Raw genomic sequence first — 15,132 nt, 5'->3', positions numbered from 1 at the left:
AATACTAAGCGTGCTTGGTATTTCTGCCGTTCCCCGGCTACGGTGGTAGAAAGCCACCGTCCGCAGGGGAGGTAGTCAATGGGCACGGCCATCCATCCGGGGCGCCGCAGCCGGCCAGGCCCGGTCCGGCAGGGACGCCCCAGCCCGGCCAGGACCGCCGCCGCGGCAGTCGTCCTGAGTGCCGCCGTCGTGCTTTCCGCCTGCACGGGCGGCTCGCCCCCTCCCCCGGCGCCCAGCGAAACCGCCACCTCCGGCAACACCGCAGGCGCCAGCCCGGCCGCTTCCGCGCCGGCAACCGGCAATGGTACCGATGCCGCGGGGGGAATCCCGCAACTGGTGGAGAACCTGGCGCCGTCCGTGGTGACAATCTTCACGGACGGCGGACTGGGCAGCGGCGTGGTGTACTCCGAAGACGGCCTGATCCTGACCAACGAGCACGTCATCCGCGGCAACACCAGGGTGGAAGTCGCATTCGCTGACGGCCAGCGGGTGGAGGGCACCGTCAGGGCCACCGACCCCGTCACCGACCTCGCGCTGGTCCAGGCCAACCGCACCGGACTCCCGAAACCGACTTACCAGACCAACCTGCCCAAGGTGGGCGAGGGTGCCGTGGTGCTGGGATCCCCGCTCGGGTTTGAGAACACCGCCACCGCCGGCATCATCTCCGGGCTCCACCGCTCGATTCCCGGTTCGGCATCAAACAGCCTGTCCCTGGTGGACCTGATCCAGACGGACGCTCCGATCAGCCCCGGCAACTCTGGCGGCGCCGTGATCAACATGCGCGGCGAGATCATCGGCATCAGCGAGGCGTACATCCCGCCGTCGGCAGGCGCCGTCGCCCTTGGCTTCGCCATCCCGGCCGCCACGGCCGTGGAAGTGGCTGAGGAACTCCTGGCCGACGGCACCGCCGAGCACGCCTATGTTGGCCTCACCCCCGGCGAGCTGACCGCCCAAATTGCTGAGCAGCTGGGCATCGAGCAGGTCACCGGTGTGCTGGTTCTTGCCGTGGCCGGGGACGGTCCGGCCGGACGCGCCGGAATCCGCCCCGGTGACGTCCTGGTGTCGATGGAAGGCGTGGAACTAACCGCGCCCGAAAAGCTGCTGTCCGAACTGCGCAGCCGCAATCCGGGCGACACCGTCAACTTCTCGGTCAAACGGGGAGACGAGACCCAGGACGTCAAGGTGGACCTTGCCGAGCGTCCGACTGATAGCAGTACCCGATAGGAAGGTAAGGAAAATGAGCAACTCCAAAGAAGAGCCTGACGCAGGCTTCATTGTTCCGGACCCCTCGCAAATCCGTGAGGATGTTCCCGGCGACGCCGGCGACGAAGCGAACGTGATCCGCTTCAGCGAGGAGCAGGCACTGATCGAGGAACAGGCCCACGGTATCCGCCCGGACACCTACAGCGTTCCCTCCGGCGGCCCCACCATGGACGAGGCCCGCGGAAATATGGATCTTTCCGATCAGAGCGAAAGCGGGCGCGGCACGGGCCCCGAGGACGACAGCAGCGACGACGGTCTCCACGGCGGTGCGGAGTCCTGACACTGTCCTGACCAAGGCACCTGACTAAAGCGAAGGGGCGCCCCGGATGATCCGGGGCGCCCCTTCGCTAGTTTGTCTCCTAGAGCTGGTACTCCATCCTGTTGCCCAGGTTTTCGTGGACGCAGAGGATGTTGTGCTCGGTGTCCATGAACCACGCGCTCTTCTCCGAGCTTGTGGTGCAGATGTGGTTCTCGGTCCTCAGGTTCGGCAGGTCGTAGTCCTGGAACTGCACGCCCATGGACTCCATCTCACGGACCGTCTGCTCGATGTCCGTGACCTCGAAGCTGAGCGCGGTGTGATCCGAGTGCTTGCCGTCCGAGACCGGCATCAGCTGCAGCATGGGGCCGCCGTCGGTGCCGACTAATTCGCTTCCATCGTCTGTCATACCGCGGTGCGGGAGTCCAAGTTTCTCGGTGTAGAAACTGTGGGCGCGGGCTGCATCATCGACTGGCAGGATGGTTGTGGCTGATTTCATTTTTAGGGTCATGTGGCCACCTCCTACGGGCAGAATTTTACGCTCCCGCCCCCTAAAACGCTCTCTCACATTCGCGTCGGGTGGGTTACTTTTCGACGAGGGTGAGGACGTCGTAGGTTGCCACGATCTCGTCGTTCTGGTTGGTCAGGACGGCGTCCCAGGCCACCTCGCCGTACTCGTCCGTCTCGCGCGGGGTGATCTTCTTGGCGGTCAAGGTCACCCGGATGGAGTCTCCGGCAGCCACGGGGGTAATGAAGCGAAGGTTTTCAAGTCCGTAGTTGGCCAGCACGGGGCCCGGTGCGGGTTCCACGAACAGCCCGGCGCCCCAGGCCAGCAGCAGGTAACCGTGGGCCACGATGCCCGGGAAGAACGGGTTGGCTTCGGCGGCTTCCTGGTTGGTGTGGGCATAGAACGTGTCGCCGGTGGAGTTGGCGAACGCCGTGATGTCCTCCAGTGTGACCTGCCGCAGGTCCGACCTGACCGCGTCGCCGATGCGCAGCTTCTCAAGCGATTTCCGGAACGGGTGGGTCCCTTCGGTCTCCAGCGTGAAGTTGCGGTCTGCGCCGGCGTGCCAGACGCCGGTGATTGCGGTGAGCATATTCGGGGAGCCCTGGATGGCAGTGCGCTGCATGTGGTGCATGACGGAGCGGATGCCGCCCAGTTCTTCGCCGCCGCCGGCACGGCCGGGCCCGCCGTGGACCAGGTGCGGAACGGGCGAGCCGTGACCTGTAGACGAACGGGCGTCCTCGCGGTTGAGCATCAGCACGCGGCCGTGGTGGGCGGCGATGCCGGTCACCAGCTCCCGCGCCACGGCGGGATCGTTGGTGCAGACGGTGGCCACCAGCGAGCCGCTGCCGCGGGCGGCGAGGCGGACGGCGTCGGGCAGGTCTTTGTAGCCGACCACGGACGAAACGGGACCGAACGCCTCCAAGGAGTGAAGCGCTTCCGCTTCCGGGTCGGTCCAGCTGAGGAGGACGGGAGACATGAATGCGCCTTCCTCCACAACTGCAGAGGTGCCGTCCGCGGTGGTGACCGACGGCGAATCCAGCGTTCCGTACGCAAGCTCACCGCCGGCGTCGAGCATGGACTGGACGGCGGCGCGCACGTCCTGCAGCTGCTCCACGGAGGCCAGCGCGCCCATGGTGACGCCCTTGCCGCGGGGGTCGCCCAGCACCACGCGTTCCTGGACCCGCTTGCCGACGGCGGCCACGACGGCCGGCACCAGAGACTCAGGAACGATGGTCCGGCGGATGGCGGTGCACTTCTGGCCGGCCTTGACGGTCATTTCGGTGACCACGGACTTCACGAAGGCGTCGAACTCCGGGGTGCCCTCAACGGCGTCGGGGCCGAGGATGGCGGCGTTCAGGGAGTCGGTCTCGGAGGTGAACCGGACGCCGCCCTGGACCACGTTCGGGTGGGACTTCAGGGACAGGGCGGTGGACGCGGAGCCGGTGAAGGAAACGAGGTCGCGGTAGTCCAGCACATCCAGCAGGCCGCGGACCGAGCCGGAGATCAGCTGCAGCGAGCCCTTGGGCAGGATGTTGGATTCGACGATGGCCTTGACCACTGCCGCGGCAACATACCCGGTGGGGGTGGCGGGCTTGACAATGGTGGGGACGCCGGCGATGAACGCGGGGGCGAACTTTTCCAGCATGCCCCAGACCGGGAAGTTGAAGGCGTTGATCTGCACGGCCACGCCGGGGATGCGGGTGTAGATGTGCTCACCGGCGAAGGAGCCGTCCTTGGACAGCTGCTCCATGGGCCCGTCCACCACCACCTGCGAATTGGGCAGCTCGCGCCGGCCCTTCGACCCGAAGGTGAAAAGGACGCCGATGCCGCCATCGATGTCCACCATGGAGTCGATCCTGGTGGCACCGGTCTGTGCGGAGAAGGCATAGAAGTGTTCGCGCCGGGCGTGCAGGTACTGCGCCAGTTCCTTGAGCTTGAGCGCGCGCTGGTGGAACGTGAGCTTACCCAGTTCCGCCTGCCCGGTGCCGCGGCCATAGTCGACCACGGCCTGCAGGTCCAGTCCCTCGGTGCTCACCTTGGCCAGGACCTCCCCGGTGCTCGCATCACGGACGGGGACGGCGGAACCCGAGGTGACGGCGTCGGGGGTCCACCAGGCGTCCTGGATGAAGCTGGGCACTGTCTCCACGGTGTCGACCGAGGCCTGGGGAGCTGTGGCAGTGGTGGTCATCGTTGACGGGTCCTTCCAACAAAGGGGGCAGAAAGGCGGCCAATGATTACTGACCGTCCGTTCGGTAATATAAGTACCATACATGAATGTGCCGCGCTGCACACTAGAAGCCCGTGCCCTGTGAACGCGCGGCGACCCTGAAGGAGACTCCCATGAGCAACCCCACTTCGAACTCCGAAACGCAGGACCACGCCCCCACGGACCACGAGTTGTGGAAGATCACCCTCGGCGAACTCGACGAGAAGATGGGCATCAAGATCGTGGAGGAGTCGGTGGAGCGCGTGGTGGCAACCATGCCAGTGGAGGGGAACAGGCAGTCCTTCGGCCTGCTGCACGGCGGCGCCTCACTGGCGGTGGGCGAAGCGGTGGGGTCCTGGGCCGCCGTCATCCACGCCAGCACCATGGGCAAAACGGCGGTGGGCGTGGACGTTTCCGCCACACACCACCGGTCCGCCAGGGAAGGGCTGATCACCATCACGGCGACGCCCATCCACCTGGGCGGCACGCTCACCACCCACGAGGTGCTGATCACCAACGAGATCGGGCAGCGGCTCTGCACCCTCCGCATCACCAACCTGCTGATGCGGCGCCACAAGTAGCGGCTACTCCGCAGCACCGCGCTTCCGGCGGCGGACCAGCACCGTGAGGACGCCGCCGACGGCGATGGCAGCGAGCGCTGCACCGGCCGCGGGCAGCAGTGCGCTGGATCCCGTATACGCCAGCCCGGTTGTTGCACGCGGGGTGCCTGATCCTCCCGTGTTGGCCAGGTCCGCGGGCGCTGTTCCGGCCGGGGAAGGTACGACGGCGGCACCTCCAGCCGACGGATCGGACGGAGATGCGGGTGCCGGGTCAGCCGGAGCAGGGTTTGCGGGCACCGGCTCAGCAGGTGCGGGAGCAGGCTCATTAGGTGCCTGGTTTATGGGTGCCGGCTCAACCGGGTTCGGCTCAACCGGGGCCGGCTCAACCGGGCCCGGCGGCGCAGGCGGCTCCGCCGGAGCGGGCGCGAACTCGAAACTTCTGGTCCCGGAAACACTGAACCCGTTAACCGTCTCCGCAGTGAAGCGCAGGGTTCCGTTGCCCCCGGAGTCGCTTTCAGGAGCGGTGAAGCTCCAGTTTCCGGCGCCGTCAACAGGGACCTCGAAGGGATCCCCGCCGTCGAGGGTGATCCGGACCGCCGATCCCGCAGCCACTGCGGAAGCCGGCGCGGCGGGAACAGTCCCGCTGATTAACTGCCCCGGCTCGTAGGTACCTCCGGGCGCGGGGGAGATGACAGCAGGCCTGTTGAGGAAGACTTCCAACTCGTATCCGGGCAGCACAGCCAGGCCCTCGCTAAGAGTTGCGGCGATAGCCATGTTTTGGATGACGTTGCCGTTCTCGTCCGGGGTGTCCCCGGCCGCGTGCGTCCCCACGGCGTAGTTGCCGCTGACGTAGGGGCCGCCGGAATCACCGCCGCTGGACTGCACCGCGTAGGACAGGAAGCCGCGGAACGCCCGCAGGTCCGTGGGGTCGGCGGCGTAACCGGGGCCGGGGACAACAAAGATCCCCACCGCATCAACCGTCCCGCAGGACCAGAATGACGTGCGGCCGGAACGGCACACCGGTATGCCTACCACGGGTTCCGCGCTGCCGATAATCTTGACGTCGGGGCCAGGTTCGGCCGGGTTCCCCCATGTACTCGCCGCCGGCAGCGGGTCCAGGTCGGGGTGCAGGGACTCGATCACGGAGATGTCCGTGCCCACATTTCCCGGGTTGTCCGGGTCCAGCGGATTTTCAATGATGCGGGAATTGCCCGGGCCACCGTACTGGCTGAAACCGAACTGCCCCAGCAGCCCCTCCCGGTTGAACTGGAATTCCAGGGTGGCCGTTTCCGCTGCGCCATCCGACGCGCAGTGTCCCGCGGAGAGGACAGCGGGCAGCCCAGCGGGGTCGAAGGCGGAGAAGCCGGTGGAGCACACCCAGCCGGTGTCGGCGATGTACCCCACTCCCCCAGGAACGTCCGCTTCGGGCGCAAGGGACGCGCCGCCGTCGAGCTCCACGTTGGCGTACCTGGCCACGAACTCAGCCGGCGATACCCTTCCGGAGCTGGCAGGGACGCTTGCCGTGCCGGTGTGGCCGGTTGTCTCGGGGGTGTTGATGCCGCCGGTCCGGATCACGAATTTTCCGCCCGAGGCCAGCACTGCCTGCAGGCCCTCCGGACCGACCTCGCGCACATAGGCCTGGAACAGCTGCTCGGTACTGACCGCGAGTTCAGGCCCTTCTCCCGGCGCAGGCGTTGCAGCTGCCGAGTCCGGTTCCGCCGACTCCGCCACAGGCGCCGGCGCTTCCACAACCAGCTCAGGGACTGTTCCGGCGAGCGCAGCGACTTTCCCCAGCAACTCGGCGCCGGACCCGGTCACCACAACCTGCCCGCCCTCAAGCCTGATGCCCGCGTAGCCGGGGACGTCGCGCAGCTGCACTGCCGCAGCCGCCGCCCGGGCACCCAGTTCACCCGCCGCGGCGAACTGCTCCTGGGTGAGGCCAAGGTCGCGCTGCACTGCCTCGGCGAGCGCCGCCTCCGAAGGGCCCGATCCGCCGTCCGGGACACCAATTCCCGGAGTATCGGCGGGTGTGTCTGCCGCCCGGGCCGGAGCCGAGACATAGGCGGAGGATGCCAGAACCCCGGCAACGGCGCCCAGGGACAAGACCCGGCGCATGTTGCCCGCCCTCACCGGGCCACTCCTGCCCCGCACAGGGACAGCACGGCGTCGAGTTCATTGGTGCTCAGACCGTGCCGCAGCAGGTAGTTCCGGGTGTCCACGGCCCGCACGAACTCCACCACCGCAGCGCCGCGCTGCTCGAGCAGCGGTGCCAGCTCGGCGTCGTCAAGGTAGCGTTCCCGGTCATGCGGCGGGCCGTGCGTGCGGTAGCGCTCGTTGATGCTGCGGGCCGCACGGCGGTAGGCGTCGGCGATGTCCTGGTCGGAGTCCCCTGCCAGGTCCTGGACCATGGCGGCCACCATGCCGCTGCGATCACGTCCGGCGGCGCAGTGCAGGATTACGTTGCCGCGGCCCGCGGCAGCGGCCAGCGCCTGGAAGACGCCGACGAGCTTATCCGGAAAGATCCGGGCGTTGTCCGCATAATAGGCGGGGTCGTTGAGGTAGGGGCCGCACAGTTCCGTGAAGTGCGGGTGGCCGGGCTCTTCGGTGGGCGCGGAGACGACAGTCATGCCCTGCAATGCAGCCCCCGACACCACCGGATCGGTGTCCCGGCGCCGCGCCTCGGCTGCGTTCCGAAGATCCACCACCGTGCGGATGCCGTCGTCGAACGCCTGTTCCCAGCCCGCGTCCGTCAGCCATTCCCGCCGCCCCATCCGGTATACGCCACCGGCCACATGCCAAGCGTTGACAGCACCATCCCAGTCCATGGATCCGCCCGCTTTCTTCATCCGCACAGCTAACCACACCAGTCACAGGAGGCGCACGTCACGTTCGGGGAAATTTGGGTGAAAGAAGGGTAGCCGCGGCCGGTGACGGCCGCCGGCGCCAGGCGTACGGTACACCTACAGCACCGTGCCCAAAGGTGATGTTCAAAGGAGAACTGCGATGGGAAGTACAGGATCACGACGGCGTCGGCCGGCTTTCGCAGCCGCCCTCGCCACGTTCGCATTGGCGCTTGGGGTTACAGCTCCACCCGCGAGCGCAACCCCGCCTCCCCGCGTCGATTACGTCGCCCTCGGTGACTCCTACACTGCTGGGACAGGTGCAGGTGGCGCAGAGCGGCCAGCCGGCGTGGATTGCTGGCAAAGTCCTGGTGGATACGTTGATTTAGTCGGAGAGACCAGCCCAGTTAATCTTCTGGCGAATGGTGCCTGCCATGGAGCGGTCCTGTCGAGGTTGAGCCCAACATACGACCCCGTGATCTACACGCCAACGGTGCAGGAACAGATCCGATTCCTGGTGCGCAGTAAGGTCCTCTCGTTCAAGACTGAACTAGTATCCATCACTGCAGGAGCAAACGATCTTGGTTTCGCCCGGGTGTTGGGCGCGTGCGCCCTGTCGGACGAGGCCACCTGCCACAATGCCCTGACGCAGGCCACGTCGCCCAAAGCACTCACCTTGCTGACAGCAAGTCTGGTCCAGACCTATGCGACTATTCAGCTATACGCCCCTAACGCGAAGATCGCTGTGCTGGGTTACCCCTTGCTCTTTGATCCGGCCAGCCCGGTCGCTCCCATCCCACCTGTCAACCAAACGCTCATCAACGAAGCGGCGTTGACGGTGAACGCAACCATCCAGCGGGCCGCACGGATCGTTGATGCCTTTCCCGGAACGAGCGTCCAGTACGTCGATGTGACAGCTGTCTTCGCAGGGTACGAAGTGAATTCGGCAGATCCGTGGCTGCAGTTGTCGCCTGACTTCACCGCAGATTACAACTTCCACCCCAACGACGCAGGGCATCTCGCGTATGCGTCAGCCCTACTTGCGGCTGTGCAGCCGGCACAGCTGGCCCGGCCATAAAACCGTAAGACCCTACCCGCGCCGGGCCAGCCGGTACTCCAGCCCGGCGCGGACCATGGGCCACTCGTGCTCGAGGATTGAGAACACCACGGTGTCACGCAGGACCCCGTCACGGGTTCGGGAATGGTTGCGGAGGACGCCGTCCTGCTTGGCGCCCAGCCGGGCGATTGCCTCCCGCGACTGGTGGTTGAGCCAGTGCGTGCGGAACTCGACGGCCGGGCAGCCGATCGTCTCGAACGCGTGCCGGAGCAGCAGCAGCTTTGAGTCGGGGTTGGTGCCCGTGCCTTGGACGGATGCCGCATTCCAGGTGGAGCCGATCTCCACGCGGGGAGTCCCGGCGTCGATGTTCATGTAGGTGGTCATCCCGATGATCCTGCCGGGACCACCCGTAACGTGGTCGATCAGCCGCGTGGTGAACGGCAGCATGGACCCCTCGTCCTGAAGCGCGAGGCGCCGGCGGATTTCGCCTGCCATCTCGTCCGGCGCCGGCACGGAGGTGTACCAGAGCTTCCACAGCTCACCGTCCTTTGCGGCATCCACCAGGCCGTCGTGATGTTCATCGGCCAGCGGCTCCAGGATTACATTGCGGCCTGTCAGGGTAAGGGGTTCTAGGAAAGTCACTTGACCAGCCTAGGGCCCATCACCAGGGCCGGAAACGCTGGGCCAGCGGCAGGACGGCAAACGAGGGAGACGACGTGTCAGGAGACAATCCGGACCCGGAAGAGGACAAGCTCACTGGCCTGGAGCCGGGAGGCGGAGTGCCGCCGGGGGAAACGCCGCCGGGCGAAGCCTCCACGAACACTACCCAGGGCCACGACGAGAACGGCACGAAGAAGAGCACACAGTTCCTGTGGATCGCGATCATCGGAATCGTGGTCCTGCTGTCGCTCCTCTTCTTTATCGGCTACATCGTCGGTTTCTTCGACTAGGAACGTCCCCGGCCTGGCAATTCCCGGCCGGGGAAGTCCCGGCGGGGCAACATCTGGCACGGCCAGTCCTAGCTGGGCCAGTCGAAGAAGCCCTTACCTGTTTTGCGCCCCAGTTCGCCGCGCGCCACTTTGTCCTTCAGGATCTGCGGCGGGGCGAACCGCTCCCCCAACGTGGAGTGCAGGTATTCCGCGATCCCCAGCCGCACGTCGAGTCCCACAATGTCCGTGGTTCGAAGCGGCCCCGTGGGGTGCTTGTAGCCCAGGACCATGGCGGCGTCGATGTCCTCCGGCGAGGCCACGCCCTCCTCAACCATGCGCATTGCCTCAAGGGCGATGGCCACTCCCAGACGGGAGGACGCGAACCCGGGCGCATCATTGACGACGACGGCGGTCTTACCGAGTGCCTCCACCCACCCTTTCGCCGCTTGAGCGAGTCCGGGCGACGTCCGCTCCCCCAGCACCACTTCGATGAGCGTGGAGGCCGGAACCGGGTTGAAGAAATGCAGGCCCAGGAAGTTCTCCGGCCGCTTGAGCTCCCCGGCAAGTCCGTTGACGGACAGCGAGGACGTGTTCGAGGCAAGATAGGCGTCGTCGGCCAGTCTCTCCTCGATGCCGCGCAGGGCGGTGACCTTCAGGTCCCAGTCCTCCGGCACAGCCTCCACCACCAGTTCACGGCCCGTGAAGGCGTCGTAGTCGGTGCCGACAGCCAGCCGGGAGATGAGTTCCTCGAAGCCGGCATCAACAACGCCGCGCTCAATGCTTTTCAGAACAGCAGATTCGACGCGTTCCCGGGCAGCCTCGGCGGACACGTCGTCGCGCTCGATCACCAGCACGTCGGCACCCTTCACCAGGAAGGCGTGCGCGATGCCGGCACCCATGCGGCCGCCGCCCAGGACACCCACATGCGAGGGCAGGCCCGGAGCAATTTGGGGATTGGTCATCAGTTCTTCTTTCCGGTCTCGGTGCTTGCCTGCTGGCCGGATGCGCCGCCAGCCTTCCTGGCGGCATTCCTGTCCAGGAATTTCTGCATCCGTTCGAACTTGGCCTCGGATTCAAACAGGATCCCCTGGGCCAGCTGGTCGATCAGGGGATGGGCCTCGGCCGGGGCATGGAACACGGACTTGGTGATGCGGACCGCCAGGGGGTCCTGCCGCCCGATCCGGTCCGCCAGGTCATGCGCGGCAGCCAAGAGACCATCGGCATCATGGATTTCGGTGATGAGGTTGACTGCCAGCGCCTCATCGGCACCGAGGACCCGTCCGGCCAGCAGGATCTGCTTGGCCACCGGCTCCCCCACCAGTTCCTTGAGCCGCCAGCTGGCACCTGCCGCAGCGAGGATACCCAGCCCGGTCTCGGGATTGCCGATCCGAACGCTGGGCGTTCCGATCCGGAAATCGGCCGCGTACGCGAGCTCCGCACCGCCGCCCAGGCAGTACCCATCCAGCGCCGCGATCACAGGCATGGGCAGCTTGGCGATCCGGACGAAAATAGTGGAGTTGATGCCCTGCAGGGCGTCGTCCCGGCGCCGTTCCCGAAGCTGCGCAATGTCAGCCCCGGACGCGAAAACGCCGTCAACCCCGGCGAGGATCAGGACCTTGGGGTTCTGTTCCAGCGCAGTGCAGACCGTATGCAGTTCGTCCACCATCTGCTGGTCGATTGCGTTGCGCACCTCGGGCCTGTTGAGCAGTACCACCACCCGGTCGCCGCGCTCCTCCACCAGAAGGGCGTGGAACTTCTCGGCCGCCAGGTCCACGGCGCCCGGCATCAGACTTTCTCCAGCAGCATGGCGGTGCCCTGGCCGACGCCGATGCACATGGTGGCAAGCCCGATCGTGGCGTCCTCACGCTCCATGCGGCCCAGCAGGGTGATTGCAATGCGCGCACCGCTGGAACCCAGCGGGTGCCCTAAAGCTATGGCGCCACCGTCATTGTTCACGATGTCCGGCTCGAGGCCCAGGCGGCGGATGCAGGCAAGGGACTGCGTGGCGAAGGCTTCGTTGAGTTCGACGGCGGCAAGGTCACCAACGCTGAGGCCGCTCCGCTTGAGGACTTTCTGTGTGGCGGGAACAGGGCCGATGCCCATGATCTCGGGTTCACAGCCCGCGGAGGCACCGTCGATGATGCGTGCCCGTGGTGTCAGTCCCAGCCGCTCGATGGCCGCCTCGGACGCGACGATGATGGCAGAGGCGCCGTCGTTGAGGGACGAGGAGTTGCCGGCGGTGACCACCGATCCGCCGTGCGCCACTGGCTTCAGCCCGGCCAGGACATCCATTGTTGTTCCCGGGCGGGGGCCTTCGTCGGTGTCCACCACGGTCTCCGACTTGCGGGTCTTCACAGTCACGGGGACGATTTCGTCTTTGAAGCGGCCTGCTTCGATGGCGGCGAGGGAACGCTCGTGGGAGCGGACGGCGAAGGCGTCGGCGTCATCCCGGGAGATGTTGTCCACCCGGGCAACCTCCTCCGCGGTCTCCGGCATGGAGTACGTCATCTTGCCGCCGCGCGACAGCCCGCCGTGCTGGAACTGCGGGTTGGTGAAGCGCCAGCCGATGGAGGTGTCGAAGATCTGGCCGGGTTTGGCGAATGCGGCACTGGGCTTCTCCTGGACCCAGGGGGCCCGGCTCATGGATTCCACGCCGCCGGCGATCACGATATCCGCGGCGCCGGCCTTGATCATGTGGCTGGCCTGGATGATGGCGCTGAGGCCGGAGGAGCACAGCCGGTTTACTGTGATGCCGGGGATGTGCAGCGGCAGCCCGGCCAGCAGGGTAGCCATCCGGGCCACGTTCCGGTTCTCTTCGCCGGCGCCGTTGGCGTTGCCCAGGATGACTTCGTCGATGCTGTCCGGATCGAGGCCGGCGCGGTCGACCGCCTCGCGGACCACCAGGGCGGCCAGGTCATCGGGCCGGACGGACGAGAGCCCGCCGCCGTACCTGCCCACCGGCGTTCGTACCCCGCCAACAAGGAAAGCCTGCGGACCTGCGGTTGCAGCCATGGAAACACCCTTCACGCGATAAACAGCACTGTCATCGGTACCCGGCAGCGCTCCCCATCCCAACTAGGTAGCAGCAGATGTCGGTTTGAACGTCCAAAACGACATCTAGTGCTACCTAGTTGGGTCACTTACCGACCGTTCGTTCTGTAAATAGTACACGGCGAGGCTCGTGTTGCGTACCTGTTCGGAAACCGGCACCGCGGAATTACGCGTCGTCGAAGGACACGCCCTGGAACTCACATCCGCGCAATCTGCCCCGCTCAGCGCCAGACCGCCCGCAGCCGCATGACTGCAACTGCCGACGTCGTACTTGCCAACGCACAAATTCAGCGGCCAGACTCATCCGACAAGTTATCCAGCACCACCGGCGAAAGGGCGGGGTGCTGTTGCTTTTCTGCCCCAGGGTTTTCCGGGCCCGCCGCCGGGCGGCAGCCGCTACAGCGATTCGGCCTTGGCCGCGATCTCGGACAGATCCTTGGCGAGGGCTTTTCGGGTGAAGGCCAGTCCCATCTTCCCGAAAAGGGCCATCGTGATGCGGCTTGCGGCCGTGGGTTTGGCAACCTCCGCCCCGAATGTGACGGTAAGGTCCGTTCCGCCGTCCCGGGGGGCCAGGTTGAAGCGCGTGCTGTAATCCGCCCCGCCCTGGACGGCCTTCACGGTGGTGCTGCGGGGCGGGTCCACCTGGTCCACCCACATCTCCACGGTTTCCGACCGGCCAAGCATTTTACGGGTCTCCTTCCACCGGGTGCCCTGGCTGTAAGGGCCGTCCGTGAGGAGCTGCACCGCCTCCACGCCGGAGAGCGTTGCCGCCGAGCCCGGGATGTCCGTAATGACGGACCAAACCTTCTCCGGATTCGCCTGGATGTGCTGGGTGAGCGTGGTGGTTTGTTCCATGGTTCCGAGCCTAGCCCGGGGCACCGACAATCAACAGGCGCCGGGCCCGCCCCGTCGGCAGGACTTGAAATAGTAAGCATGCTTCGTGTTACGGTGAAGAAGTCAGGTTGATCAACGAAACGAAAGGAGTCCATCATGGGCCTCGGAGACAAGATCAGTAATGCAGCAGAAGACATGGGCGGCAAGGCCAAGGAAGCTGCGGGCAACGCGACTGACAACGACCGCCTGAAGGCCGAAGGCCAGACGGACCAGGTCAAGGCTGACGCCAAGAAGGTTGGCGAAAGCGTCAAGGACGAGTTCAAGCGCGACTAGTTCCTTGCTGGCGCAGCCGCAGCGAACGGCGTGCTGCAACAGCCAGAAACGGCGGCGGATCCCACGTGGATCCGCCGCCGTTCTGCTTGCCCGGGTGTTTGCCCGAATGGCCGCCGGTCACCATCCGCTGCGGGTGGGGGTATGCCCCTGCCGGGAGTCGTTGGGCATCGTCATTTCGGCCCGCAGCCCTAGCAGTCGGATGGGGCGGTCCGGCTCGATCCTCGCCGCAAGCTCCAGGGCGCGGGCCAGCACGTCAGCGGGGTCCGATGTCTCCGGGATCTTCCGGGCATATGTCTTGGTGATGAACGGGGCGTAGCGGACTTTGAGCGTCAGCCCGATCACCGGCCTCCCCTCGGCCGCCACGTCCTCCAGGACGTGGGCGGCCAGCTCCCGAACAGCGTCATGAATCTGCCCTGGTTCAGCCAGATCCTGCTGGAAGGTGGTTTCCCGGCTGTGCCCGCGCGCCACCCAGGGCGTGTCATCGACTTCCCGGGCGCCGTCGCCCCGTCCGAGCTGCGCATACCAGGGACCCATCTTCGGGCCGAACTCGGGGACCAGGTCATCGGGATTCGAGGCTGCAAGCTGGGCAACGGTCTCGACGCCGAGCTTGGCAAGGCGTCGGGACACCTTCGTTCCCACGCCCCACAGCTCAATGGTGGGCCGGCTGCCCATAACATCAAGCCAATTGCCTTGCGTGAGGCGGAAGACGCCTGCGGGCTTGCCGAACGTCGTCGCCACCTTGGCACGGACCAGGGTGTCACCTATGCCCACGCTGCAGTGCAGCCGGGTCTCCTGCAGGACCGCGTGCTGCAACTGCCGGGCGTAGGCGTCCGGATCCTCCGTCCGCACACCAACAAACGCTTCATCCCAGCCCAGCACCTGCACCGTGGCGCCCGGCTGGGACCGCAGCACGGCCATGACCTTTTCGGACGCCTCAAGATAGGCGTTTTGGTCAACGGGCAGGATGACGGCGTCGGGCACTTTACGGGCGGCGATGCGCAGCGGCATTCCAGAGCCGACGCCGTAAACCCTGGCCTCGTAGGACGCAGTGGACACCACTGCCCGTTCGGTAGGATCGCCGCGGCCCCCAACGATCACCGGCTTGCCCGCCAGCTCCGGCCGGCGGAGCACCTCGACGGCGGCGATGAACTGGTCGAGGTCGACATGCAGCACCCACGGTTCTTCCACAAGCCATAGTCTGCCCCCGCGGAGTGCCCGGCACCACCGTTTCCCGCACAAAGCCCTGGAACGCCGACGGCGGGATCCCCCCAAGGGGTCCCGCCGCCGTCGTACTG

Annotated in this window: 16 protein-coding genes; 6 read left to right on the top strand and 10 right to left on the bottom strand. The window is 66.3% G+C overall.

What is annotated here, in order from left to right; all coding sequences use genetic code 11:
- Positions 1-78 precede the first annotated feature (78 nt).
- Positions 79-1,224 carry a S1C family serine protease gene (locus AC5RUU_RS16260; protein WP_493976232.1) on the top strand — a complete coding sequence of 382 codons (1,146 nt, stop codon included), beginning with the start codon at positions 79-81 and terminating at the stop codon, positions 1,222-1,224.
- A gap of 13 nt (positions 1,225-1,237) precedes the next feature.
- Entirely contained in the window at positions 1,238-1,543 is a 306-nt protein-coding gene (locus AC5RUU_RS16255; protein ID WP_493976231.1) for a hypothetical protein, read from the top strand.
- Between the two features lie 79 nt (positions 1,544-1,622).
- On the opposite strand, the gene AC5RUU_RS16250 is transcribed toward AC5RUU_RS16255, so the two are convergent.
- Positions 1,623-2,030 carry a VOC family protein gene (locus AC5RUU_RS16250; RefSeq protein WP_493976230.1) on the bottom strand — a complete coding sequence of 136 codons (408 nt, stop codon included), beginning with the start codon at positions 2,028-2,030 and terminating at the stop codon, positions 1,623-1,625.
- 73 nt (positions 2,031-2,103) lie between these two features.
- Positions 2,104-4,215, bottom strand: coding sequence for a phenylacetic acid degradation bifunctional protein PaaZ (gene paaZ / locus AC5RUU_RS16245; RefSeq protein WP_493976229.1), 2,112 nt, complete (start codon positions 4,213-4,215; stop codon positions 2,104-2,106).
- Positions 4,216-4,367: 152 nt separating this feature from the next.
- Between paaZ and AC5RUU_RS16240 the strand changes: the two genes are divergently transcribed.
- Positions 4,368-4,814, top strand: a complete 447-nt coding sequence (locus tag AC5RUU_RS16240) for a PaaI family thioesterase (RefSeq protein WP_493976228.1) — start codon at positions 4,368-4,370, stop codon at positions 4,812-4,814.
- 3 nt (positions 4,815-4,817) lie between these two features.
- Here AC5RUU_RS16240 and AC5RUU_RS16235 read toward each other — a convergent pair whose 3' ends face one another.
- Together AC5RUU_RS16235 and AC5RUU_RS16230 are read right to left on the bottom strand one after the other, a co-directional pair.
- Positions 4,818-6,923 carry a S1 family peptidase gene (locus tag AC5RUU_RS16235; RefSeq protein WP_493976227.1) on the bottom strand — a complete coding sequence of 702 codons (2,106 nt, stop codon included), beginning with the start codon at positions 6,921-6,923 and terminating at the stop codon, positions 4,818-4,820.
- Positions 6,920-7,639 (bottom strand): tyrosine-protein phosphatase, encoded by a 720-nt coding sequence (locus AC5RUU_RS16230; protein WP_493976226.1) that lies wholly within the window; start codon positions 7,637-7,639, stop codon positions 6,920-6,922. The genes AC5RUU_RS16235 and AC5RUU_RS16230 overlap by 4 nt, the downstream gene beginning before the upstream one ends.
- A gap of 157 nt (positions 7,640-7,796) precedes the next feature.
- On the opposite strand from AC5RUU_RS16230, the gene AC5RUU_RS16225 reads away from it, so the two are divergent.
- A complete protein-coding gene (locus AC5RUU_RS16225) occupies positions 7,797-8,711 on the top strand; it encodes an SGNH/GDSL hydrolase family protein (RefSeq protein WP_493976225.1) in 915 nt (304 codons plus the stop codon).
- A gap of 12 nt (positions 8,712-8,723) precedes the next feature.
- Here the strand turns inward: AC5RUU_RS16225 and AC5RUU_RS16220 are convergent, their stop codons facing one another.
- Positions 8,724-9,332, bottom strand: coding sequence for a GNAT family N-acetyltransferase (locus AC5RUU_RS16220; RefSeq protein ID WP_493976224.1), 609 nt, complete (start codon positions 9,330-9,332; stop codon positions 8,724-8,726).
- 74 nt (positions 9,333-9,406) lie between these two features.
- On the opposite strand from AC5RUU_RS16220, the gene AC5RUU_RS16215 reads away from it, so the two are divergent.
- Complete coding sequence (locus tag AC5RUU_RS16215; protein WP_493976223.1) at positions 9,407-9,640, top strand: DUF6480 family protein; 234 nt, start codon at positions 9,407-9,409, stop codon at positions 9,638-9,640.
- A gap of 68 nt (positions 9,641-9,708) precedes the next feature.
- Here AC5RUU_RS16215 and AC5RUU_RS16210 read toward each other — a convergent pair whose 3' ends face one another.
- The 4 genes from AC5RUU_RS16210 to AC5RUU_RS16195 all read right to left on the bottom strand — a co-directional run bounded on the left by AC5RUU_RS16210 (position 9,709) and on the right by AC5RUU_RS16195 (position 13,525).
- Positions 9,709-10,581, bottom strand: coding sequence for a 3-hydroxyacyl-CoA dehydrogenase family protein (locus AC5RUU_RS16210; RefSeq protein WP_493976222.1), 873 nt, complete (start codon positions 10,579-10,581; stop codon positions 9,709-9,711).
- On the bottom strand, positions 10,581-11,405 hold the full coding sequence (locus AC5RUU_RS16205; RefSeq protein ID WP_493976221.1) for an enoyl-CoA hydratase/isomerase family protein: 825 nt from the start codon (positions 11,403-11,405) through the stop codon (positions 10,581-10,583). Before AC5RUU_RS16205 ends, AC5RUU_RS16210 begins: the two co-directional genes overlap by 1 nt.
- Entirely contained in the window at positions 11,405-12,631 is a 1,227-nt protein-coding gene (locus AC5RUU_RS16200) for a thiolase family protein (RefSeq protein ID WP_493976220.1), read from the bottom strand. Before AC5RUU_RS16200 ends, AC5RUU_RS16205 begins: the two co-directional genes overlap by 1 nt.
- A gap of 435 nt (positions 12,632-13,066) precedes the next feature.
- Positions 13,067-13,525 (bottom strand): SRPBCC family protein, encoded by a 459-nt coding sequence (locus AC5RUU_RS16195; RefSeq protein ID WP_493976219.1) that lies wholly within the window; start codon positions 13,523-13,525, stop codon positions 13,067-13,069.
- 135 nt (positions 13,526-13,660) lie between these two features.
- On the opposite strand from AC5RUU_RS16195, the gene AC5RUU_RS16190 reads away from it, so the two are divergent.
- The gene (locus tag AC5RUU_RS16190; protein ID WP_079597484.1) at positions 13,661-13,837 is read left to right on the top strand and encodes a CsbD family protein; all 177 of its coding nucleotides are present in this window, start codon (positions 13,661-13,663) and stop codon (positions 13,835-13,837) included.
- A 117-nt stretch (positions 13,838-13,954) separates the two neighbouring features.
- Here the strand turns inward: AC5RUU_RS16190 and AC5RUU_RS16185 are convergent, their stop codons facing one another.
- On the bottom strand, positions 13,955-15,025 hold the full coding sequence (locus AC5RUU_RS16185) for a DNA polymerase IV (protein ID WP_493976218.1): 1,071 nt from the start codon (positions 15,023-15,025) through the stop codon (positions 13,955-13,957).
- Between the last annotated feature and the right edge of the window lie 107 nt (positions 15,026-15,132).

The sequence above is a fragment of the Arthrobacter sp. K4-10C genome, from assembly GCF_059090085.1.
This window is presented reverse-complemented; position numbering and strand designations above follow the sequence as displayed.